General features: G+C 69.5%; 16 protein-coding genes. 10 read left to right on the top strand and 6 right to left on the bottom strand.

What is annotated here, in order from left to right:
• The first annotated feature begins 71 nt into the window (after positions 1–71).
• Both ASE35_RS09385 and ASE35_RS09380 read left to right on the top strand, forming a co-directional pair.
• On the top strand, positions 72–1,778 hold the full coding sequence (locus ASE35_RS09385) for a hypothetical protein (RefSeq protein WP_057163681.1): 1,707 nt from the start codon (positions 72–74) through the stop codon (positions 1,776–1,778).
• Positions 1,779–1,962: 184 nt separating this feature from the next.
• A complete protein-coding gene (locus ASE35_RS09380; RefSeq protein WP_157489382.1) occupies positions 1,963–3,495 on the top strand; it encodes an amidohydrolase family protein in 1,533 nt (510 codons plus the stop codon).
• 76 nt (positions 3,496–3,571) lie between these two features.
• Here ASE35_RS09380 and ASE35_RS09375 read toward each other — a convergent pair whose 3' ends face one another.
• The gene (locus ASE35_RS09375; RefSeq protein WP_057163679.1) at positions 3,572–5,950 is read right to left on the bottom strand and encodes a serine/threonine-protein kinase; all 2,379 of its coding nucleotides are present in this window, start codon (positions 5,948–5,950) and stop codon (positions 3,572–3,574) included.
• Positions 5,951–5,960: 10 nt separating this feature from the next.
• Entirely contained in the window at positions 5,961–6,563 is a 603-nt protein-coding gene (locus ASE35_RS09370) for an ECF-type sigma factor (RefSeq protein ID WP_162259045.1), read from the bottom strand.
• Between the two features lie 355 nt (positions 6,564–6,918).
• Here ASE35_RS09370 and ASE35_RS09365 point away from each other — a divergent pair, with 355 nt between their 5' ends.
• Positions 6,919–7,596 carry a hypothetical protein gene (locus ASE35_RS09365; protein ID WP_057163677.1) on the top strand — a complete coding sequence of 226 codons (678 nt, stop codon included), beginning with the start codon at positions 6,919–6,921 and terminating at the stop codon, positions 7,594–7,596.
• 22 nt (positions 7,597–7,618) lie between these two features.
• The gene (locus tag ASE35_RS09360) at positions 7,619–8,167 is read left to right on the top strand and encodes a C39 family peptidase (protein WP_056178512.1); all 549 of its coding nucleotides are present in this window, start codon (positions 7,619–7,621) and stop codon (positions 8,165–8,167) included.
• Between the two features lie 99 nt (positions 8,168–8,266).
• Here ASE35_RS09360 and ASE35_RS09355 read toward each other — a convergent pair whose 3' ends face one another.
• The 4 genes from ASE35_RS09355 to ASE35_RS09340 all read right to left on the bottom strand — a co-directional run bounded on the left by ASE35_RS09355 (position 8,267) and on the right by ASE35_RS09340 (position 12,316).
• Positions 8,267–9,637 carry an amino acid permease gene (locus tag ASE35_RS09355; protein ID WP_056178509.1) on the bottom strand — a complete coding sequence of 457 codons (1,371 nt, stop codon included), beginning with the start codon at positions 9,635–9,637 and terminating at the stop codon, positions 8,267–8,269.
• Positions 9,638–9,728: 91 nt separating this feature from the next.
• Positions 9,729–10,745 (bottom strand): hypothetical protein, encoded by a 1,017-nt coding sequence (locus tag ASE35_RS09350; protein WP_057163676.1) that lies wholly within the window; start codon positions 10,743–10,745, stop codon positions 9,729–9,731.
• 80 nt (positions 10,746–10,825) lie between these two features.
• Positions 10,826–11,764: an alpha/beta hydrolase gene (locus ASE35_RS09345; RefSeq protein WP_057163675.1), complete on the bottom strand. Its 939-nt coding sequence runs from the start codon at positions 11,762–11,764 to the stop codon at positions 10,826–10,828.
• Positions 11,765–11,878: 114 nt separating this feature from the next.
• Entirely contained in the window at positions 11,879–12,316 is a 438-nt protein-coding gene (locus ASE35_RS09340; protein WP_057160351.1) for a GNAT family N-acetyltransferase, read from the bottom strand.
• Between the two features lie 555 nt (positions 12,317–12,871).
• Here ASE35_RS09340 and ASE35_RS09335 point away from each other — a divergent pair.
• From ASE35_RS09335 to ASE35_RS09310, 6 genes are all read left to right on the top strand, one after another.
• Positions 12,872–16,897 (top strand): non-ribosomal peptide synthetase, encoded by a 4,026-nt coding sequence (locus ASE35_RS09335; protein ID WP_057163674.1) that lies wholly within the window; start codon positions 12,872–12,874, stop codon positions 16,895–16,897.
• 7 nt (positions 16,898–16,904) lie between these two features.
• Positions 16,905–18,233, top strand: coding sequence for a glycosyltransferase (locus tag ASE35_RS09330; protein WP_235570035.1), 1,329 nt, complete (start codon positions 16,905–16,907; stop codon positions 18,231–18,233).
• Entirely contained in the window at positions 18,230–19,582 is a 1,353-nt protein-coding gene (locus ASE35_RS09325; RefSeq protein WP_057163672.1) for a condensation domain-containing protein, read from the top strand. Before ASE35_RS09330 ends, ASE35_RS09325 begins: the two co-directional genes overlap by 4 nt.
• The gene (locus tag ASE35_RS09320; RefSeq protein ID WP_057163671.1) at positions 19,579–20,559 is read left to right on the top strand and encodes a glycosyltransferase; all 981 of its coding nucleotides are present in this window, start codon (positions 19,579–19,581) and stop codon (positions 20,557–20,559) included. The genes ASE35_RS09325 and ASE35_RS09320 overlap by 4 nt, the downstream gene beginning before the upstream one ends.
• Positions 20,556–21,857: a condensation domain-containing protein gene (locus ASE35_RS09315; RefSeq protein ID WP_057163670.1), complete on the top strand. Its 1,302-nt coding sequence runs from the start codon at positions 20,556–20,558 to the stop codon at positions 21,855–21,857. The genes ASE35_RS09320 and ASE35_RS09315 overlap by 4 nt, the downstream gene beginning before the upstream one ends.
• 80 nt (positions 21,858–21,937) lie before the next feature.
• On the top strand, positions 21,938–22,621 hold the full coding sequence (locus ASE35_RS09310; protein WP_057163669.1) for a glutathione S-transferase family protein: 684 nt from the start codon (positions 21,938–21,940) through the stop codon (positions 22,619–22,621).
• Positions 22,622–22,718: the final 97 nt, after the last annotated feature.

The raw sequence follows: 22,718 nt of genomic DNA, 5'->3' as shown, positions 1-22,718 counted from the left end.
ATTCGTTCGTTGAGAGTGGCGCCTGGGCTTAGGGCGCGGAACGGATTCCAGGCACGACAAGGAGGTTGGCCATGCCGAACAGCGCGGACATGCTGTGGTTCAAGACCCGTTTCGCCGCGCGCGTCGTACCGGCGCTGGCGGGCACCCCGCTCACCCTGGACCTGATCACCGCCCTGGCCTGCCAGGAAACCGGCGAGGTCTGGCCGCTGCTGCGGCGCACATCCATGAGCGAGGAACGCATCCTGGCCCTGTGCGTGGGCGACACCCTGGACGCGAACGCCGGCCGCAGCGCGTTTCCGCAAACCAAGACCGCGCTGCTGAGCGTTGCGCGCGGCGACGAGATGTTCGCGATCGCGCGCCAGGCCCTGGTCGACATGGCCGCGCACGTCGAGGCCTACCAGGGCGCCGCGTCGCGGCCGAACAAGTTCTGCCATGGCTTCGGCATGTTCCAGCGCGATCTGCAGTTCTTCCGCGACGATCCGGACTATTTCCTCGAACGCCGTTACGAGCAGTTCGAGCAGACACTGGAGATGTGCGTGGCCGAGCTCAAGCGCGGCCTGCGCAAACTGCGCCTGCAGGACCGTCCGGCATTGACGACGATGGAGTTGGCCTCGGTGGCGATCGTCTACAACACCGGCGGCTTCAAGCCCGAACGCGGGCTGCGCCAGGGCCACTTCGACGGCCAGCGCTTCTACGGTCAGGCCATCTTCGATTTCATCCGCCAGGCCCAGACCGTGCCGACGCCGGACGCACCGGCGCCGCTGCCCACTCCGCGCCCAGGCGAGGCGGCCGTGCCTCCGCCCGCCCCGGTCACCGCCACCGGACCCTTCTTCCGCGTCGACACCCGCGTCTCGACCCTGCGCCTGCGCAGCGAACCGCGCGTCAGCCGTCCGCCCACCGCCAACGTCAAAGGCGAACTGCCGGACGGGCATCCGGTGCGCGCAATCACCGGCCGCGCCGTCAACGGCTTCATGGAAGTCGAAACCAGCCTGTTCGGCGCGCTGCTGCGCGGCTTCTGTTCGACCGAGTTCCTGGTCCGCGACGGCGGCATCGGCGAAATTCCAGTAGTCGAACCCGCACGCGACCCGCCGCGCACCGGCGTGGTCGCGGTGTTCATGCCGCGCCGGCCGGGCACGGTCACGCGGCGTCGCGACGCCGCTGGCGCGCATTCGCTCAACGAGGACGGCCAGCCCGAACGTTCCGGCGCCACGGCGCCGGAACTGCGCGAGCACCTGGCCCGAATCATCGACTGGCTCGCGGTCGACAAACCCGGCCACAAGCGCTACCAGCCGCATTCGGGCCTGACTTTCTGCAACATCTACGCCCACGACTACTGCCATCTCGCCGGCGTGTATCTGCCGCGCGTGTGGTGGAGCTCGCCGGCGATCGAAAAGCTGCGCCGCGGCCAGACCGTCGAGCCGCTGATCGGCAACACTATCTTCGAGGTGCGCGCCAACGACCTGTTCCGCTGGCTGCGCGATTTCGGTCCCGAATTCGGCTGGCGCCAGGTCGCTTCGCCGACGCGGCTGCAGGAAGAAGCCAACCAGGGCGCGGTGGCGCTGATCGTGGCGCGGCGCAAGATCGAGGGGAAATCCGGGCATATCCTGCCGGTGGTGCCCGAGACCGAAACCGAACGCGCGCACCGCACCGCCTCCGGCGAGGTCGACAAGCCGCTGCAAAGCCAGGCCGGCGTCAGCAACTTCCGCTACGGCACCAGCACCGCCAACTGGTGGAAGGACGAGCGTTTCGCCGAAAGCGCGTTCTGGGTCCACGCCTGAGCTGTTCGGCCGGCGCGGCGCGGTCGGGGGACCGCGATGCGCGGGAGGCGGCGCGCCCCAGGTCCACACGGACGACGTGGGGCGCGCCGGCTAAACCCTGACGCCGCTGCGGGCATCGCATCGAGGAGGCGCGACGACGAGGGTCGCACCCGTATCATGGCCCTGGCAATGCGTGGAGCGGCGAATGAAGGCTTTGTGGTTGGCGGCGGCCTTGTGCGTCGCAGGTAGCGTACCCGTGGGCGCGGCCGAGCCGGCGGCTGCAAAGCCCGATCGCGGCGTCTGGGTGATCCGGGATGTGACGGTAATCCCCGCCGATACCGATGAAGTGCTCGCGCACCGCAGTGTGGTGATCCGTGAGGGTCGCATCGCGGGTATCCAGGCACCTGGCGCCCTGCTCCATCCGTCGGGGGCACGCTACATCGACGGCCGCGGCAAATTCCTGATTCCCGGCCTGGTCGACGCGCACGTCCATATCGCCACCGAAGGCGCGCTGCGCGACAGCAAGAATCCGCTGCTGGCCGATCTCGATACCGGTGCCGACCACGTCTATGACCGCCACGTGCTGCTGAGCTTCCTCAAGGCCGGCGTGACCGGCGCGGCCAACCTGGGCGGCGGCGCGCACAGCGACGAGGACCTGCTGTGGCTGCGCGACGAGATCGCCGCCGGCCGCATCCTCGGGCCGCGCCTGTACGTGGCCAAGCGCATCAACGGGCCGCGCGCGGAAGTCGCTTCGCCGCGTCCGGCCGAAGTGCCGGCTTCCAAGCCCGGCGCGCCGACCACCGCCGCCGACGGCATCGCCGCCGTGCGCGCCGCGCGCGAGCGCGGCTACGACTTCATCAAGCCCTATCAGTTCCTCAATCGCGAGACCTACCAGGCCGTGGTCGAGGAAACCCGGCGCCAGGGCATGGTCAGCTCCGGCCACCTGCCGGAACTGGGCTGCGGCGTCTGCGCCGACCGCGCCTTCGCGTTCGCGCATCCGCTGGACAACATCGCCCACAGCGAGGAGCTGGGCCGCTACGGCCGCGAATCCGACTTGGCGCCGCGCGATATCGACGCGCTCGCCGAGCGCGTCGCGCGCGGGAAGATCGGCGTCACGCCGACCCTGATCACGCTCAAGCAGATCCTGCACATGTACGTGCAGCGCGAAGTCCCGCCCGTGCCCGGCGACTGGCTGGCGCTGGTCGATCCGGTCACCCGCCTGGACTGGGCGCCCGCGAACAACCCCTATCTCAGCGCGAAGTTCCGCAACCAGGACGGCGCCGACACCTTCTCGGCCGGCTACGATTTCTCGCGCCTGCTCACGCGCGAACTGTGGAAACGCGGCGTGCCGCTGACCATCGGCACCGACGCCCCCCTGCCGGGTCTGGCCTTCGGCGTTTCGGTGCACCAGGAAATGATCGAACTGCGCGAAGTGGGCCTGTCGCCGCTGGAGGTGCTGCGCGCTGCGACCGTCAACGCCCACCGCCTGTTCGACCGCCAGGGCGGTAGCGGCGCGGTACGCGTCGGCGAGCGCGCCGATCTGGTCCTGCTGGACGCCGACCCGCTGGCCGACCTCCGCAACGTCGCCCGCATCGACGGCGTGTTCGTGCAGGGCCGCTGGCTGCCGGCGGCCAGGATAGAAGCGATGCTGAAGGAGTCGGATCAGGCGATGCGCGAGCTCTCGCAACGCATCCAGGCCCGCCAGGCGGCAGCGGAGCGATCCAAGCCAGCGCCCTGACGGGTGGATCGCGGGCCTACGCCCCGGCGCCCCCGGGCGACAGGCCAACGCCACCGCGCGACCCGAACCGCCGGACCTATAGGCCGCGCCCGGACCGACGCCGCATCGAAGCCAGCACGGTCGACGCCTTGGCGCGATCCGAAGCATGCGGCAGCAATTTCGCCCGGCCCAGATCCACGTCTCGGCTCAGCGTGCTGACGCAGCGATTGGCGTAGCGGGTGCTGGCGTCGTACCTCGCATAGGCCGCGCGTGCTTCGTCGGGACGGCCCGCCTGCGACAGCGCGAGCGCCAGGGCCCCGTCGACGACATGCAGGTTCCAGCGCGCCTCCATGCCGGGCTGCGCCGCCAGCCGCCGCGTCGCGCGGTAATAGGCGATCGCCTTGTCGAACTCGCGCGTTCGCAGATACCACTCGCCGAGCGCACGGTAGACCCACACTTGCGACCCGGGGTCATCGGCCAGCCTCTGCAGTTGCTCGATCTCGGCGACGACCGGTCGCGCGCGCTCGATCTCGCCGCTGCGCAGCAAGGCGACGGCGTACACGGCTTGGGTGCCGATGCTCCAGGTATGCCGCGGACCGAACGCGATTTTGCGAGCGTGCAGACTGCGCGCCGCCCATGCCTCGGCAGGCACAGGGTCGTTGCCGCACAGATAGAGCACCGCTAGGTGATCCATGTAGGCGGCGGTGACGCCGTGCTGCTCCCCCAGCAGATCGATGAGGGTCTCCACCTCGCGCTGGAAGCGCCGGGTGGATTCGCGATGCCGGCCTAGCTCGCCCAGGGCCACGGCAATGCGAATGCGCGCGATGACGGCATTGCCGCTACGCGGGCCGCTGACGGCGCTGGCCAGGCCTGCGGCCCGCTCGCCGCTGAGCAGGGCCTGCGCGGGGTATCCGGCCGCCGTCTGGCAGACGCTGAGACTGCTGTAGGCATCGCCGAGCTCGCTCCCGCCTACGGCGCCCGGACGCTCCAGGATGCCGGTATAGGTAGCGATGCATTCGGCATAGCGATTGCGCAGCATCGCATTCCATCCGCGCGCCGCTTGAATGCGCCATTCCATCGAGGATGGCGCATCGACTCGGTAGGGGAACGCGGTCTGCAGTTCATCCAGGCGCGCTTGCGCACGATCCGGATAGCCGCGGTGCATGTCCACGGTCGCGCGCAGCAGACGCGCATCCGCGACCGCCCTCGGGCTCGCCCTATCCGCTCCGCCCAACAGCACGATGGCGCGATCGGCGGCGCGCTCGGCCGCAGCGTAACGCCCCCGCGAGATCAGCCCCTTGCCGAGCGCGACGAGGATGCGGCCCGCGGTACCGGGGTGCTCGCGAAAACGCGATTCGGCCGCTGCGATGCCCTCCTCCAACGTATCGGCGATGGACTTGTCGTGGTCGCGCCCTTCGAAGGGATCGCTGGCGGCCAGGATGTTCTCGCTCAGGAAATCGTTGACCGCGACGGTTTCGTCGCGCGCCAGCCGTAGCCGCGACCGCTCCTGCGCCGCATAGACCACGAACCCCGTCACCAGCGCGGTCGCGGCCAAGGTCGCCAGGGCGATGCCGATCGTACCGAGGGGATGGCGGCGGACCGTCCGGCCCAGGCGGTACAGGTAGCCGGCTTGTCGGGCCGCGACCGGCTTGAGTTCCAGGTATCGGATCAAGTCGTACTTCAACGCGGTCACGGTGGGGTAGCGCCGCGCGGGATCGTCCTGGGTGGCCATGCCGATCACGGCCAGCAGGTCCTGGCCCGGTTCGCGCAGGTTGCCCGCCCGCAGTACCGCGTCCAGCAGACGACCGAGCTGCCAGACGTCGGACGGCGTGCCGACGTGTTGCATGGCGCGCTGCTCGGGGCTGGCGTAGCCCGGTGTGAACGCGGCGGCCTGCTCCTCGTCCTGAGCCAGGCCGGCGATCCCGAAGTCCAGCAACTTGGCCTGCCCCTGCGGGTCGACCAGGACGTTGCCGGGTTTGATGTCGCGGTGGATCACCAGCCGACTGTGGGCGAACTCGAGCGCCCGCAGCACCGGCAGCAACAAGGCCACGCGCGCGCGCTCGCTCAGCGCGTTGGCCTGCGCATGCCGATCGATGGGCAGCCCTTCCACGTATTCCATCGCGAACCACGGATGTCCGTCGTCGGTGTGCCCGCCATCGACGAGGCGGGCGATGTTGGGATGCGACAGCCCGGCGAGCACCTGGCGCTCGCGCCGGAACAAGGCTTCGCCGGTCGGCGACTGGGCCGCGTCCGGCAACCATTTCAGCGCGACCGTCTGTTCGAAGTCGCCTTCGCAGCGCTCGGCCAGATAGACCTGCCCCATGCCGCCGCGCCCCAACTCGCGCACGATCCGCCAGGCGCCCACGCGCGCGCCCGCCATCAGCGCACGGTCGGCGAGCCGGGTGCGCAGCAGGTCCTGGAACAGCGCGCCGCGCAGGATCCCTTGCGGTTCGAGCAGGCGGTCGCGCAGCGCCATGCGGGGACGCTCAGCCCGTCTCGTCGGCCAGATCGCGCAGGCGCGCACGCGCGCGCTGCCATAGCCGCTGCGCGGACCGCAGCGGCAGATCCATTGCCGTCGCGGTCTCCTCCTCGCTCAGCCCGCCGAACAGCCGGCATTCCACCACCCGCACCAGTCGGGCATCGGTTTCGCCCAATCGCTTGAGCGCGGCGTCGATCGCCAGCAGTTCTTCGGCCTCGGAGTAGACCGCTTGCGCGATATCCAGATCGGCCTTGCCCAGGGTGGTGTGGGCCTGATCGCCTCCGCGCTTCTGGGTGAGGTGATCGCGTGCATGGTTGATCAACAGCTGACGCATGACCATCGAGGCCAGCGACAGGAAGTGGGCGCGGCTCTCGATATGGTCGGCGCCCGAACGGTTCAGGCGCAGGTAGCAGTCGTGCACCAGCGCGGTCACCTCCTGCGCGGCGGCCCCGGCGCTGGCGCGCCGCGCCAGGCGTTTCAGATCCGCATACAGCAGGTGCACCACGCGATCCCAGGCGGCATCGTCGCCGCCGCGCGCGCGCCCCAGCAGCACGGTGATTTCGCCTATACCCGCAAGCGTCGGCTCGGTCCGTTCAGGTCGCTCGATCACGGCGGCTCCAGGTGCGGCGGTTGCCGCGGCGCGCACGTCGTCCATCGCGTGCGACTCACGCTATATCACCGGCCGCGTTTTCGAGCTCCGAATTCGCGAGCCGCAAGCGCTCAAAACACAGGCAGCGATCACGAATTCGCGTGATGCGTTGCGGAAATCGGCGATGGCTGGCGGATCGCGCGTCGCTATCGGGTAGCTCCATACGATGGCATCGACAGGACGCCCGCTTATCCCCGCGATTACGCCTGAACAATTCCATCGCATATGCGCACATCAACGACACCATTTTGGAGATTCATTGATGAAAACCAGGCACATCAGAAACGCAGTCATCTCGCGCGCGATCGCCCTAGGCTTGATCGCGGCCGCCGCCACCTTCTCTGCCGCGGCGCAGTCGCCGGCCGCCGAGGGCAGGATCGCGTTGCGCGATCAATCGAATACGACGCTGCGCGTAGCGGCCGAACAGGGTCTGCGCACGATGATGTCGGAGTTGGCGCGCGGGCAGGCGGCCAATGCGCGCGTTCCGGCGGACTTTCCGATCGCGGTGGCGACCTTCGGCGAGCTTCGCAAGGTGTCGCTGGGTGCCGGCTTCGAGGTGAGCACGATCGACCCGGCGCCGCTGATGTTCGCCAAGCAGACGGCCGATCTGAGCCGCATGACGCGCGGCACGGATACCTGGAAGTTCATGCTGCTATCCGATGGCCGGCCGGTGGGCCTGCTGGACATGAACAAGGTCCAGGGCCGTTGGCAAGCGATCGGCGCGGGCTCATCGAAGCTGGCCGAGGATCTCGCCGCATCCGCGCCGGCGACCGGGGCCGGCGCGTTCCGCTTCGTGCGCATCTATCAGGCCACCTCCGACCTGATCGAAGTGCGCGGCGCCAACAACACCGCGCATTACGTGCCGCTGCGGTCGGCGCGGCGCTCGCTGTCGCTCTCCGACGCGACGGCGAAAAGCGCGACCTTGACCAGCGAGGAACTGCTGCCCTCGTTGCAATCCGCCGTGCAGGGCAACCTGCAGCGCGGCAGGCAGTGACCCACTACTTTCGGAGAAAGCCATGAACCTCAAGAACAAACTCTCCACTGCCCTGCTGCTGGCGCTGAGCGCCGTCGGTACCGCATCGGCCGGCGTGCTCAATGTTCCTCTGCACATGCAGGAACACAGCAACTGGTGCTGGGCCGCCTCGGCCACGATGATCCTGCAGTATCACGGCAGGCCTTTGGCGCAGTGCACCTTCGTCAACAAGGCGTTCAACATCAACTACGCCTGCGGCAACAGCACCTTCTACTGGAACAGCCCCGCCAATCAGGGCAACTGGAACTACTACGTCGACGACCACATGAACTACTACTGGGGCGGGATGCGCTTCTATCAGCAGAACGGCTACCTGAGCCAGGCCGATCTGCAGTACCGCATCAATGCCAACAAGCCCTTCATCATGTCCTGGCGCTGGAGCAACGGCGGCGGCCACGACGTGGTGGTGAAGGGGTATTCGGGCAGCTACGTGTACTTCAACGACCCCTGGGACGGCAGCTACACCCGCACCTACGCCTCGACCGTATCGGCGCCCGATCGGCATTGGGAAGACGTGCTGGTGCAGTACTGAGGCCGCTGCGCGCCCGCTCCACGGCGAGCGGGCGCGTGATGAGCGCAAGCGCACTCGCACCACGGCCCACCAGCGTCGCTGGGGTCCTCTCTGGCGGCGTTACCCGCGCATCCGCCGCGCGATCTCGCTGATCGCGGCGATACCCAGGGTCAGCGCGATCGTCGACAGCAGCTGCATGCGCGGGCCCTCGGTGAGCAGGGCCAGCGCGATCACCCCGCCCAGCATCGCCAGGCCCAGCCAGGTCAGGTAGGGAAAGGCGTTCATGCGGAACGGCAGCGGCGTGCCCAGGCGGTCGGCGCGACGGCGCAGGATCAGCTGCGAGACCAGCGACATGCCCCAGACCAGCAGGCAGGTCGAGCCGACCACGTTCAGTAGCGCCGGCAGCACGCGCTCGGGATACCAAAGTTCCAGCAGGGCGGCGAAGAACCCGAACGCGACGCTGGCCAGCACCGCGGCCACCGGTACCTGGCGACGGTCGACGGCGGCCAGGAAGCGCGGCGCTTCGCGGCGTTCGGCCAGCGAATAGATCATGCGCGAGGCGCCGTAGAGGTTGGCGTTGAGCGCCGACAGCAGCGCGATCACGGCGACCAGGGTGATCGCGGCGGCCGCGCCCGGGATGTTGGCGACCTGCAGCACCGCCGCGAACGGCGACTTCAGCGACTCGCTGGTCCAGGGCACCACCGCGATGATGACGCTGACCGAGCCGATGTAGAACACCAGGATGCGCCAGGCCACGGTGCGGATCGCGCGGGTGATGCTGCGCACCGGGTCCTGGGTCTCGGCGGCCGCGACCGCGACGATCTCGGTGCCGCCGAAGGCGAAGATCACCACCAGCAGCGCCGCGCCCACGCCGGCCCAGCCCTTGGGCGCGAAGCCGCCGTGGTCGACGAAGTTCGACAGCCCGGGCGACTTCACCTCCGGCAACCAGCCCAGCAGCAGCGCCGCGCCGACCGCGATGAAGGCCAGGATGGCGGCGACCTTGAGGATCGCGAACCAGAATTCGAAAGCGCCGAAATTCTTGACGCCCAGCAGGTTGATGCCGGTGAACACCACCATGAACAACAGCGACATCATCGCCACCGGCAGCCCCGGCCAGACCGTCGCGAGCAGACCCGCCGCGCCCACCGACTCGGCCGCGATCACGATCACCAGCTGCGCCCACCACAACCAGCCCAGGGTGGCGCCGGCGGTGGCGCCCATGGCGTCGGCGGCGTAGACCGAGAAGGCGCCGCTGGCCGGCTTGGCCGCGGCCATCTCGCCCAACGCGCGCATCACGATGATCACCAGCACGCCGGCGATCAGGTAGGACAGCAGCACCGCCGGACCGGCCGCCTGGATACCCACGCCCGACCCCAGGAACAGCCCGGCGCCGATCGCGCTGCCCAGGCCCATCATCACCAACTGACGCGGTTTCATCGCGTAGCCCAGCTGCGGTTCGGCGGGGCGGGCGGTCGTGGATTCGGGCGTCATTCGGCCATCTGCGATCGGAGCGGTGAAGGCGGAACGATACAGCAGCGGGGGCCGGGACGCGGGCCGTCGGCGCCACCGGAAGCCGGTCCCGCTAGGACCGCCCGCTTTGAATGTCCCGCCAAAGCTCCGGCGTAGGCGTCCAATCGCCCTCGCCAAGGATGGCCAGCGCCAGATTTTCGACCGGGTAGCCCAGTTCCGCGATCGCCGCTGCGGCGCCGCCGTCGTCCAGATGCGCAGACAGCGCGAAGCGGATGAAGGGGTCGTGATCGCGAGCGATCAGCAGGGTCATTTTCTTGGCCAGATCGTAGGACAAGCTATTGCCGTCGTCGCTGCGCAGGAACGAGGTACCGGCCCAGAATTCCTGGATGCGCTCACGATCCCAGAACACTCGGTGCTTGTGCGCGATCTCCTCCAGCGAGTAACCCGATGCGCGCGGATCGGCCAGGCTCGGAAACAATGCATGCTCCGTGTTGACCGCCATGCCCTCGTTGAGCCAGGCCGGTATCGGCAGATGCGACAGCAAAGCGTGAGTCAGTTCGTGCGCGATGACCGGCCGCATCGCGTCCATATCGAAGGCCGACAGCGCGAAGTGCCCGTAGCCCGCCTGGATGAATACTCCTGAAGACATGGCGTACACGCCACCGTCGTCGGGGTAATAGTGATCGATGTAGTCGTAATACGCGTCCTGATCGGCGAACACCAGGCAGACATGCTTCCCGCCACCCACCGGATGGGCCAGCGTCCCCAGATTGCCCATGATCCGACGCCGTGCGTGCTCGCAAAACGACAGAAACTTTCGCGCGTTGCCGTCCGGCAACCCCGCCAGCAGCAGGAATCGCTCAGACGTATGCACGCGGTAAACGTCGGGGCCCAGCGCTGCCGCAAGCTCGCGCAACCAGTTATCCGCCGCCGCGGTCCAGAAGGCGTCGCGTTCGGACTCCGACCAGAGGCCGTCCTCCGCTACCGCGATACGCTCCCAATCCGGCACCGGCTGGCGTGTGTCGGCCAGCCAATGCATGGTCACCTGCGGGTGCGCGGACGCGGCGGGCGGCGCGTGCGCCGCGGACTCGGGCGCAGCGCGAAACCAAGCTTTCAGTCGATCCAGCATGGGGCCTCCGGCAGAACGGTCAGGGTAACCCGCCCGGGCGAGGCGAGCCCAGAGGCCCCAGTCGGAGCAAACTGCAAGACTCAGTGCGCAGCTTCGACCTGCTCCGCCCAGCTTTTGACATCCTTGGTGCCATCCAGGAACGGCAGCACCGTGGTCGCCAGGCGCGGCGAGGCGAAGATGTCGTAGTGGGTCAGGTCCGGCAGGATCGCGAGACGGTTCTGGGACAAGGTCTCGCGGCCCCAACCGGCATCCTGCAGGCCGCCGCCCAGCAGTTGGTAGAACTTGACCATGTACTCCGGGCGGTACATGTCGCCGTCGCCGTAGACCAGCATCACCGGCAGCTTCAGCTGCTTTACCTCGGCCGACCAGTCGAAGTGGGCGCGCATGAAGTCGCCCAGGGTGTCGAGCAGGCGCGGGAACTCGTCGACGTTCGGCGCGACCGCGGCGTAACTTTGGTACATCGGCGTGTCCTTCATCATCGGTGCGGCCGCCGCGGTCAGGCCGTTCTGCTGCGCGCGGATGCCGGGATAGAAACCCTCGTCGGAGTACGCCGCCGACACCAGGGCCAGACGTCGCACGCTGGCCGGCTTCTGGATCGCCATGCGCAGCGCCACGCAGCCGCCCAGCGAATAGCCCAACACATCGACCTGCGGGTGACCGAGCTTGGCGACCAGCGCGGTCATGTCGTCGGCGTTGGCCTGACAACTGAAGGGCCGATCGCCCAGCGGCGTGCGGCCATGGCCCTGATAGTCGACCGCGATCACCTGACGGTGCGCGGCCAGCTGCGGCAGCACGGCGCCGAACATATCGGTCGAGCCCAGGCCGCCGTGCAACAGCAGCAAGGGCTCGCCCTTGCCGTGAATCTCGTAGTAGTAATCGATGCCATCGATCTTCTGACGGCCCTTGGTGACGGCGGCGCTGATCTTGGCCGCGGGACGGGTTTCGGCCGCGGATACGGCGGCGGGCAGCGCCACGGCGATGGCGGTACAGGCCCACAGGGCCAGGTCGAGCAGTTTCATGGTCGGTCTCCGGTGAGGTCCGGCGCCGGAATGGCGCCGAGTCTTAGCTCTCACTGGAACGACGAACCACGGTGGCCCGAATCGACACGCCCCGCTAAATTTTTTCGACGCCGCTCAATCCTCGGCGACCAGCCCGGTCTCCAGCGCGCGCTCGCGGTTGAGGAAAATCGCCATCGCCGTGCGCATGCGCAGGAAGCCGAGCTTGCGATAGAAGCCTTCCTTGCCCGGGTTGGCGTAGAGGATGATCTTGCGATGGCCGGCCGACAGCGTCTTCAGGCGCTCGATGATCGCCTTGCCCAGGCCGCCGCCCTGATAGTCCGGATGCACGGCGATGTCGCACAGATAGGAGCAGTCCAGACCGTCGGCGAGGGCGCGACCGGCGCCGACCAGGCGCTCGCCGTCGTAGACGAAGCACACATAGCGGCTGTTGCCGAACACCACGGCCAGATCGGCCGCGGGCTTATCGCCCAGCGGCGCGATCCGGTAGAGCTCGGACAGCCGTTCCCAATCGATACCTTCGAGGTCCAGTCGCCATTCCATCGTCGTCGTCATCTCATACGCTCGCAGGGCGCCTGTCGCGGCGCGGTGGTCGGGGGCGCGGGCGCTGGGTGGCCTGCACCGACCCAGCTTAGGCTGGCACTGGTTCCTTCTACGATCCAGTCTTGGTGAGCTCAGTGGAACGAGGTTTCGAGTTCCGGATCGACCTGGACGGCAGCGGCGGACGCCTGGGCCAATTGCACCAGCGATTGCGCGCGGCGATCCTCGACCGGCGCCTGCGCCCGTCCGATCGACTTCGAGGCTTTCTAAAGCGTTCGCGCGCGACCAGGCGCCGAACTCGCGACGCGCTCGCCGATTCTCAAGCCGGTCGCGGAGCATCTCGCACGCGCACTGAGTGATTCCCCTCACGAGGCGCGCGTCACGACGGCGTGACGTTGTTGCAGTACACAACGAATCCACAATCGACTTCACAGTTCCAATTTCACGGTGATGGCAACCTGAGCTTGAGTTCGGACTTGAACTCATCACCGACACGTCTGGACGACACCATCGCACCGGAGGCGGCAGGCAGCCGCGGCCACTCCGGCGATGCGCACAAGGAGCAGTGCGATGAACGATGCGCGTGCAGTCTCGTTGCCGCTGTCCGTGGCCCAGCTCGGATTGTGGTTCAGCCAGAAAATCGCCGGGCCTGGCGCCAATTTCAATCTCGCCGAGGCGATCGAAATCCACGGCTGGATCGATCCCGGCCTGTTCCTGCGCGCCTTGCGCCAGGTCTCGTCGGAAGCCGAGGCGGTGCGCCTGCGTCTGATCGACGTCGATGGCGTACCGCGTCAATGCGTGGTCGGCACGCGCATCGATGCGTTTCCGTACTTCGATTATTCCGAACTGAGCGATCCCGACACCGCGACCGCGGCGGCCGAGGCCTGGATGGCGCACGAGCTGAGCACGCAAACCGAGGTGGACGATCGTCCCTTGTGGGTGTGCGCCTTGTTCAAGCTCGCCCACGACCGCCACGTCTGGTACCACCGCGCGCACCACATCGTGCTGGACGGCTACGCGGGCGGCCTGATCGCGCGCCGCGTGGCCGAGGTCTACTCCGCCTACGCGCTCAATCGCGAACCGGACGCCAGCGGCTTCCATTCGCTGGCCTCGCTGCTGGAATCGGAGGAGAGCTACCGCGCATCCGACCGTTGCCGCCGAGACCGCGAGTACTGGCACGAGCAGTTGGCCGATCTGCCGGAACCGGTGACGCTGTCGCGACGGCAGGTGCGCGGCGACGGCGGCCTGCGGCGCAGCACCGGTTTCCTCGACAGCGAGCGCACCCGGCGTTTGCGCGCGCTCGGCAAACAACACGCGGCAAGCCTGCCGCAGGTGTTGATCGCCCTGATCGCCGCCTACTACTTTCGCGCCACCGGCGCCGCCGATCTGGTGCTGGGCATGCCGGTCAGCGGCCGGGTCAACCATCAGCTGCGGCATACCCCGGGCATGCTCGCCAATGCGGTGCTGCTGCGCCTGCGCATGCGGCCGCGACAGAGCATAGGCGAGCTGATCGCGCAGGTCGCGCGCGTGGTCGCGCAGGCGCTGCGCCATCAGCGCTATCGCTACGAAGACCTGCGCCGCGAGCTGGGCCTGGTCGGCCAGGGCCAGCGCGTGGCCTGGCTGGGCGTGAACATCGAACCCTTCGACTACGCGCTGGATTTCGGCGGCGCCACCGGCGTGCCGCGCAATCTTTCCAACGGCTCGGCCGAGGACCTCACCGTCTTCGTCTACGACCGCGGCGACGATGGCGGCCTGCGCTTCGACTTCGACGCCAATCCCTCGCTGTACGGCGACGCCGAACTGGACCAACACCGCCGTCGCCTGCAGCGCCTGATCGACGCCGCCCTGAGCGATCCCGCCGCCGCGTTGTGCGCGATCGATGTGATCGGCGAGGAAGAACGCGAGCGTCTGCTGCTGCACTGGAACGACACCGCCGCGCCCTTGCCCACCGCGACCCTGCCGGCCCTGTTCGCCGAGCAGGCTTGGCGCAGCCCGGAGGCGGTGGCCGTGTGCCACGGCGAGCGGCGCCTGAGCTATCGCGAACTGCACGTGCGCAGCCTGCACGAGGCCAACCGCCTGATCGAGCGCGGCGTCGCGCCCGGCCAGATCGTGGCGATGGCGCTGCCGCGCGACGAGAACCTGTTGGTGGCCATGCTCGCGATCGGCTTCGCCGGCGCGGCCTATCTGCCGCTGGACCCGGAAGCGCCGGAGGAACGTCTGGCGAACATGCTGGACGATGCGCGGCCGGTGTTGTTGCTGACCTCGGCGGAACTGGCGCCGCGGCTGGCGCGGCTGTCCACGCCGCTGGCGACGTTGGCGCCGGCCGAACTCGCGTCGTCGCTCGCGACCCCACGTGCGTTCGACCTGTCCACGCTGCGGTCGCGCGCCTACGTGCTCTACACCTCCGGCTCCACCGGCCGGCCCAAGGGCGTGGAGGTCAGTCACGCCAATCTGAGCAATCTGCTGGAGGCCATGCGCCGCCGCCTCGCGCCCTTGGCCGCCGATCGCTTCCTCGCGGTCAGTACCGTGATCTTCGACGTCGCCGCGCTGGAACTGTTCCTGCCCCTGATCGTGGGCGCGCGCACCGTGATCGCCGGCGCCGACATCGTGCGCGATCCCGCGCGCCTGGCCGGCCTGATCCGCGAGCACGGCATCGGCTATATGCAGGCCACGCCCTCGCTGTGGCGCATGCTGCTGTCCAGCGGCGACACCGACCTGAGCGGCGTGCATGCGCTGGCCGCCGGCGAAGCGCTGTCGGCCGAACTGGCGCAGCGGTTGGCGGCGTTGGCGGATCGGGTCAGCAATCTCTACGGTCCGACCGAGACCAGCGTCTACTCCACCGCGATCGAATTGTCGGCCGCCGACCTGGCCGCGCCGCCGATCGGCCGCCCGATCCGCAACACCCGCGTGTACGTGCTCGACGACAGCGGCGGACTGGCGCCCAGCGGTTGTCCGGGCGAGCTGTACATCGGCGGCGCCGGCGTCGCCCTGGGGTACCTCAATCGGCCCGAGTTGACCGCTCAGCGATTCCTGCCCGACCCCTTCGACCCCGACGGCGGGCGCATGTACCGCAGCGGCGACCGCGTGCGCTGGCGCGAGGACGGCGTGCTGGAGTACCTGGGCCGCAGCGATCAGCAGGTCAAGATTCGCGGGATCCGGGTCGAGCCGGGCGAAATCGAAAGCCAGCTGATGCGGCATGCCACGGTCGGCGAGGCCGCGGTGATCGCCGAGCCCGCCGGCAGCGAAGGCGGCCTGCGTCTGACCGCGTATCTGGTGCCGGCCGCGGGCGAGACCATCCGCATCGATGCGCTGCGCCGGCATCTGGCCGAGCGACTGCCCGACTACATGATCCCCAGCGCACTCGTGAGCCTGCCGGCGTTGCCGCTGACCCCCAGCGGCAAACTCGACCGCAAGGCCCTGCCCGCGCCGGAACGCGGCGAACGCAACGGATTCGTAGCGCCGCGCACGCCGGTGGAGCGCAAGCTCGCGGCGATCTGGAAGGAGCTGCTGGGCCTGACGCGCGTCGGCGTCCACGACAACTTCTTCGAACTCGGCGGCGACTCGCTGATCGCCGCGCAACTGATCGCGCGCCTGCCCGAGCGCTTCGGCAAGCGTCTGCCTGTCGCCAGTTTGTTCGAAGCCTCGACCATCGCCGGCTTGGCCGCGCTGCTGGAACACACCGACCACGAGCACGGCGACCCGCTGGGCGTGGTGCTGTCGCTGCGCCGCGCGACCACGCCCGGCACGGCCCCGCGCCCGCTGTTCTGCATCCATCCCATCGCCGGCCTCAGCCTGGGCTACTCCGGCCTGCTGCGGCATCTGGACCCGGCGATGCCGGTGTACGGCCTGCAGGCGCGCGGCTTGCGCGGCATGGATCGCCTGCCGGACAGCATCGACGAGATCGCCGCCGACTACCTCGCCCAGATCCGCCGCATCCAACCCGAGGGACCGTATCGCCTGCTCGGCCGCTCGCTGGGCGGTCTGATCGGCCACGCCATCGCCGCGCAGATGAGCGAACAGAGCGAGCGCGTGGAACTGCTGGCGATGATCGACAGCTATATGTTCACCGCCGGCGCGCCCGGGCAGGCGCGCGAGCCCAGCGACGAAGTGCGCGCGGCGCTGGACTTCCTGGGCATCGCGCCCGGGCCCGGGCCGGCGCCGCGCACGCTGGACGAACTGGCGCCGGCCCTGCTCGCCTACAACGCCCGTTCGATGCCGCTGCTGCGCGAGATCGCGCGCGATCATCCGCGCTTCGTCGAGCATGCCTTCGCGGTGATGCGCAACAACTTGGCGCTGGCGCGCCGGCATGCGCCGCGTCGCCTGGACCTGGACCTGGTCTACTTCCACGCCACCCAGCGCCTGAGCGACCCCTCCGCGCTGATCGAACACGATCCCGAGACCTGGCGGCCCTACATCGGCGGCCGCTTCGAACTGCACGCCTTGGACTGCCACCACGAGAGCGTGCTCGACACCCTGCCCGCCGCGCGCATCGGCCATGTCCTGAGCCGACACCTGGAACGGCTGCAACCGCGCAGCGCGGCCTGCGCGAAGGCAGGCGACGACGGCCTGCAACCGCGCACGGTGGCGCATGCCTGAGCCGACCATGAGCGCCATCCGACCGATCGCGATCTTCACCATCGGCACGCTAGGCGACGTGCTGCCCTGCGTCGCCCTGGGCCAGGGATTGCAGCGCGCCGGCTATCCCGTGCGCATCGTCACCAGCGCCAACTTCGCCCCGCTGGTGCGCGAAGCGGGCCTGGATCACTACCCGCTGACCGCCGACTTCGAGGCCATGTTGGCCGCCGACCGCAGCATCGCCGACCGCGGACTCAACCTGTACGCGATGGCGCGCACCTTCCGCGAGCGCTATGCGCATTGGGCCCGCCACTGGACCGCCGAAGGCCTGGCGGCCAGCGAGGGCGCCGGCCTGTTGATCGGCGTCAGCAATGCCATCCAGTTGGCCAAGGCGATGTCCGAAGCGCGCGGCCTGCCGTTCGCGGTCGCGCGCCTGCAGCCGCTGACGCCGTCGCGCCTGCTGCCGCCGATGGTGATGGCCGGCGGCCGCGACCGCCTGCCCGGCGCGCTCAGCCTCGGGCTGTACCGCCTGATCCACCTGCTGGTCTGGTACGTGATGAAGCCGGCGATCAACGACATCGTGCGGCCGCAACTGGGCCTGCCGCGCTATCCCTGGCACGGCCCGCATCTGGGCCGCAACGCCCAGCGCGAGAAGACGCTTAACGGCTACAGCCCCAGTCTGCTGCCGCGCCCGGCGGACTGGCCCGAGAGCTCGCAGGTCACCGGCTATTGGTTCGCGCAGAACACCGCCTGGCGGCCCGACGACGCCTTGCAAGCCTTCCTCGACGCCGGCGACAAGCCGATCTACGTCGGCTTCGGCAGCATGGTCAACGCCGACGCGGTCGCGTTCACCCGCACCGTGCTGGACGCGGTCGAGCGCAGCGGATTGCGCGCCGTGCTCGCGACCGGCTGGGGTGGCCTGGACGGCGCCGATGGCGCGCGCGACGGGCGCTGCTATTTCCTGCGCCAGGCCCCGCACGACGCCTTGTTCCCGCACATGTGCGCGGCCGTGCACCACGGCGGCGCCGGCACCACCGCGGCGGCGGTGCGCGCCGGCATTCCCTCGGTGGTCGTGCCCTTCTACGGCGACCAGCCGTTCTGGGCGCGCTGCCTGCACGCGCGCGGCGTCGCGCCGCCGGCGGTGCAGCGCAAAGGCCTGGATGCGGCGCGACTGGCCGCCGCCATCGCCGCCACACAGGCGCCATCGATGCGGCAGGCGGCCGCGCGGCTGGGCGACACGGTGCGCGCCGAAGACGGCATCGGCAATGCGCTGGCGCAGCTGCGCGCCTGGGGCCTGGTCGAGCCGCTCGCCGATCCCGTCCTACCCCACCGGCGGCACCTGCGGAGCGTGGCATGAACGCGTCGCCGGGCCGTCCGCTGAGCTTGTTCGAACGCGCCTTGTACGGCGACGGCACCCTGCCGGGCAACGTCGTCGTCACCGCCTGCATCGAAGGCCGGATCGAGCCGGCCGCGCTGCTGCGCGCGCTCGGCCACGCGCAGGCGCGGCATCCCCTGCTGCGCTGCCTGATCGTGGAACGCGAGGGCCGGCCTTGGTTCGAGCTGCGGCGCACGCCGCCGCAGATCCCGCTGCGCATCATCGATCGCCGCAGCGACGAGGACTGGGTGACCTGGTCGGACCGCGAGCTGCAACGCTGCTTCGACGGCAGGCGCGAGCCGCTGGCGCGCCTGTTGTGGTTGCGCGGCGAGCACCGCAGCGAGCTGGTGCTGATCTGCCATCACGCGATCTGCGACGGTCGTGCGCTGACCCACCTGCTGGGCGAACTCCTGCGCGATTGCGACGGACAGGAGCGCGCGGTCGAGACCCGCGACGCGCTGCCCGGCTTCGCCGATCTCTTGCCCGCCGCGGTGCGCGCCGATCGCGGCCTGCAGCGCAGCATCCGCTGGCGCGCGGCCGCCCTGGCGCTGGCCTTGCGCCTGTTGGTACGCGATCGCCCGGCGCAACGCTACGGCGCGATCTACCGCGAGCTGTGGACGCTGGACGAAGCCGCCAGCCGGCGCCTGTCCGAGCAATGCCGCGTGCAGCGCGTAAGCGCCTATGTCGCCATCAGCCTGGCCTTCGTGCTGGCCTTCCGCGCGGTCTGCGGCGCGCGGCGCATCCAGCGCTTCGTCGCCCCGGTGGACATGCGCAGCCTGCTGCCGAACATAGGCGACGACGATCTGTTCGGGATCGCGCCCACGGTCGAGCTGCGCCCCGGCAAGACCGGCGCCGGCACCGCCGCGCCGGAGGAATTCTGGACGCGCGCACGCGCCCTGCAGGCCGACCTGCAGCGCAAGATCGAAGTCCTGCCGGCCAAGGTCTATCGCAACTTCCTCGGCCTGGAACGCCTGCACGGGGTATTCGAGCGCATGGCCGTGTACGGCCGCTCGCGCCGCGCGGGCCGCCAGCTCACCCTCAGCAACCTCGGCCGCCTGTCGCTGGCGCAGGACTACCGCGGCTTCCACTTGCGCGCGGTGCGCGCCATCTCCGGCGTGGTCGGCGCGACGCCCGCGCATCAGCTGGTGATCTCGCGCTACGCCGGCCGCTACGACTTCGCGCTGTCCTCTGATCAGGAGTCGCTGCCGCGCGCGCAGGCGCTGGAGATCCGCGAACGCGCGACGGCCCTGCTGCTGGCGCTGACCGCGCCGCAAACGCAGCCCCGCGCCGAACCCGCCCCCGCCTCCGCCGAACCGGTGCGCGCCGCATGAACCGCTATGGCCTGATCTTCGTGCTCTACCAGCCCGACGCGGAGTTCGTCGACAACCTGCGCCACGCGCGCGAGATCTGCGCGGATCTGGTCGCGGTGGACAATACGCCCGAACCCGACGCGGCCCTGCACGAGGCCCTGCATCGGGAACGCATCGATGTCCTGGTCAACCGCAATCGCGGCGGCCTGGCGGGGGCCTACAACCGTGGCGCCGAGGTGCTGCTGGCGCGCGGCTGCGAGGTGATCTTCCTGCTCGATCAGGATTCCAAGATCGAGGCCTCGTTCTTCACCGCGATGATGCGGGCCAGCGCCGAGGTCGGCGGCGACAGTTTCGTGCTTGGGCCGCGCGTGTACGAGATCAACCTGCGCAAGTGCATGCCGACCTTTCCACCCGGCCGGCGCTTCCCCAGGCCGGTGCGCATGACCGAACGCGAGCACGGCCTGTTCCCGACCCTGTTCGTGATCTCGTCGGGCTCGGCGATCTCGGCGGCGGCCTATCGCAAGCTCGGCGCCTTCCGCGAGGACTACTTCATCGAGTACATCGATATCGAGTACGGCCTGCGCGCATCCAGCCAGGGGGTGCCGGTGTACGTGAACGCCGATGTGACCATGCAGCAGACCACCGGCCATATCCGCCGCCACGGCAAGCTCTACACCACCCACCACGTCGCCTGGCGCCGCTACTACGGCGCGCGCAACGCGGTGCACTGCCTGCGCCTGTACAAGGCGCATTGGGGCCTGCACTGGCTGAGCGGCGCGCTGGCCCTGCACCAGGGCCTGTGCGTGGCCCTGTTCGAGCCGGACAAGCTGCGCAAGCTCACCGCCATCGCCTGCGGTTACCTGGACGGCCGACGCGGGCGGCTGGGCACTTTCGAACGCCTGCATCCGCGCATCCACGCCTATTGCACCCGCGCCAGCCGCGATGCGCATCCGGCGGAGCACGCCAAGCCCGCATCCGCACCGGGAGACGCCGGGTGAGCCACCCGCTGTCCACGATCGAGCAGTTGATCGACGGCTGCATCGTCTACGCGCTGCGGATCGAGGGCGAGATCGACGAGACCGACCTGCGCAAGGCGATCGCGCGCGTGCAGGCCAAGCACCCGGCCTTGCGCGCGACCCTGCGCACGCAAGGCGCGGCGGTGCGCTACGTCGACGACGGTGCGGGCCCGATCCCGCTGCGCGCGCTGGCGCTTCGCGGCGGCGGCGACGCCCGCCGCGAGATCGACCTCGAGCTGCAGACGCCGTTCGCCGATGGCCAGCCGCAGCTGCGCCTGGTCTGGCTGCGCGGCGCCGGCCGCAGCGAGCTGCTGTTCGCGGCCTCGCACCGCATCTGCGACGGCATGAGCCTGCTGATCGTGGCCAGAGAGACCTTGCGCGCCTTGCACGACGACGCCCCGCTGCTGCCATACCCGCCGCTCACCGCCGCCGATATCGTCGGCGACTACAGGCCCGAGCATCCGCGACGGCGGCGCTGCGTCGCCGGCCTGATCGGCCTGGCCCTGCGACTGCTGCCGCCGATGGCCCCGCCGCGCAACCGCGAGCATCACCTGGAATGGAGCGCGGGCGCGGTGCTGTCCAGCGCGCTGCGCCAGCGTTGCAAGCGCGAGGACGTGTCGGTGCACGCCGCCCTGCTGGTTGCCCTGGACGAAGCCTTGCTCACCGCCCTGGGCCGCGAACAGGTGCCGGCCTGGATCGAAAGCCCCATGGACGGCCGGCGCGGGCGCGTGCCGGCGCTGGCCGACGATCGCCTGTTCTACGGCGGCGGCGGCCTGAAGTTCCGCACCGGCCAGGACAACGGCACCGGCTTCTGGGAACGCGCGCGCGACGCGCATCGCTCGATGCAGGCGCAGATCGAACGCGAGAGCCGTGAGATTCCCAGCCGCTACCACTTCTGCGAGCTGATCCGGCCGCCCGCGCCGGCGCGCTTGAACGCGCTGATCCGCTTCGGCAACGCGCTGGGTCTGAAGGGCAGTTGGAACCGCATCACCCTGTCCAACCTGGGCCAACTCGATCTGGTCGAAGACCACGCACCGTTCCGCCTCGAGGACTTCCGCCTCTACGTGCACTCGCATTCGGTGCGCGCACTGGGCCTGATGGTGTATTCCCTGCACGGACAGATCCGCTTCTATTGCATGGGCGACGAGCACTGCATCGACCTCGACCGCGCCCAGGCCCTGCGCGAAGCCCTGATGGCGGTGTTGGAAACCCAGGTCGCGCGCGCGCCGACCGCGGCGGCTCCGCCCGCGCGCGTCGAAGACGCGGCCCTGGCCGGCTGAGCCGCCCTGACTTTGGGCACGGCTGCGTCGCGGCCGCCATGGGGCTAACCTGAAGACCGCCCCCGATCGAGGAAGCCGCGATGGCGCTCGTGCTGTACCAGCATCCCCTGGCCTCGTTCTGCCACAAGGTCCTGATCGCGCTGTACGAGAACGGCACCGCGTTCGAGCCGCGTTTGATCGAACGCGCGGCCGCAGACGAGCACGCCCGCTTCCTCGACCTGTGGCCGGTCGGCAAGATGCCGGTGCTGCGCGACGAAGCGCGCGACGCGACGGTACCCGAGACCAGCATCATCATCGAGTACCTGGACCGGCATTACCCGGGTCCGCAACCGTTGTTGCCCGTCGATCCGGCCGCCAACCTGGACGCGCGCCTGTGGGACCGATTCTTCGATCTGTACGTGAGCGTGCCGATGCAGAAGATCGTGCTGGATCGGCTGCGCGGCGACGGCGAACGCGATCCGTGCGGCGTGGCCGACGCCCACGCCAGTCTCGCCATCGCCTACGGCATGGTCGAGCGCCGCATGGCCGGCAGGGTCTGGGCCGCCGGCGACAGCTTCGGCCTGGCCGACTGCGCGGCCGCGCCGGCCTTGTTCTATGCCGGCATCGTGAGCCCGTTCGGCGAGGCCTATCCGCAGCTCGGCGCCTACTTCGAACGCCTGCTGCAGCGCCCCTCCTACGCGCGCGTGCTGAGCGAGGCGCGGCCCTACTTCACCCTGTTCCCCTACTACGAGCGCATACCGGCGCGGTTCCTGGCCGAGGACTAGATGCGCGCGGGCGCCGACGCGCCATGACCTCGCAGGTCATGGCCGGCGCGACCTGCCCTGTCTATCATCGGCATGAAAGCCCGAACCTGGCCGCAGC

Source organism: Lysobacter sp. Root916 (assembly GCF_001429785.1).
In the GTDB taxonomy this organism is placed as follows: domain Bacteria; phylum Pseudomonadota; class Gammaproteobacteria; order Xanthomonadales; family Xanthomonadaceae; genus Lysobacter.
Note: the sequence above shows the minus strand (reverse complement) of the source record. Positions and strands in the feature narration are given on the sequence as shown.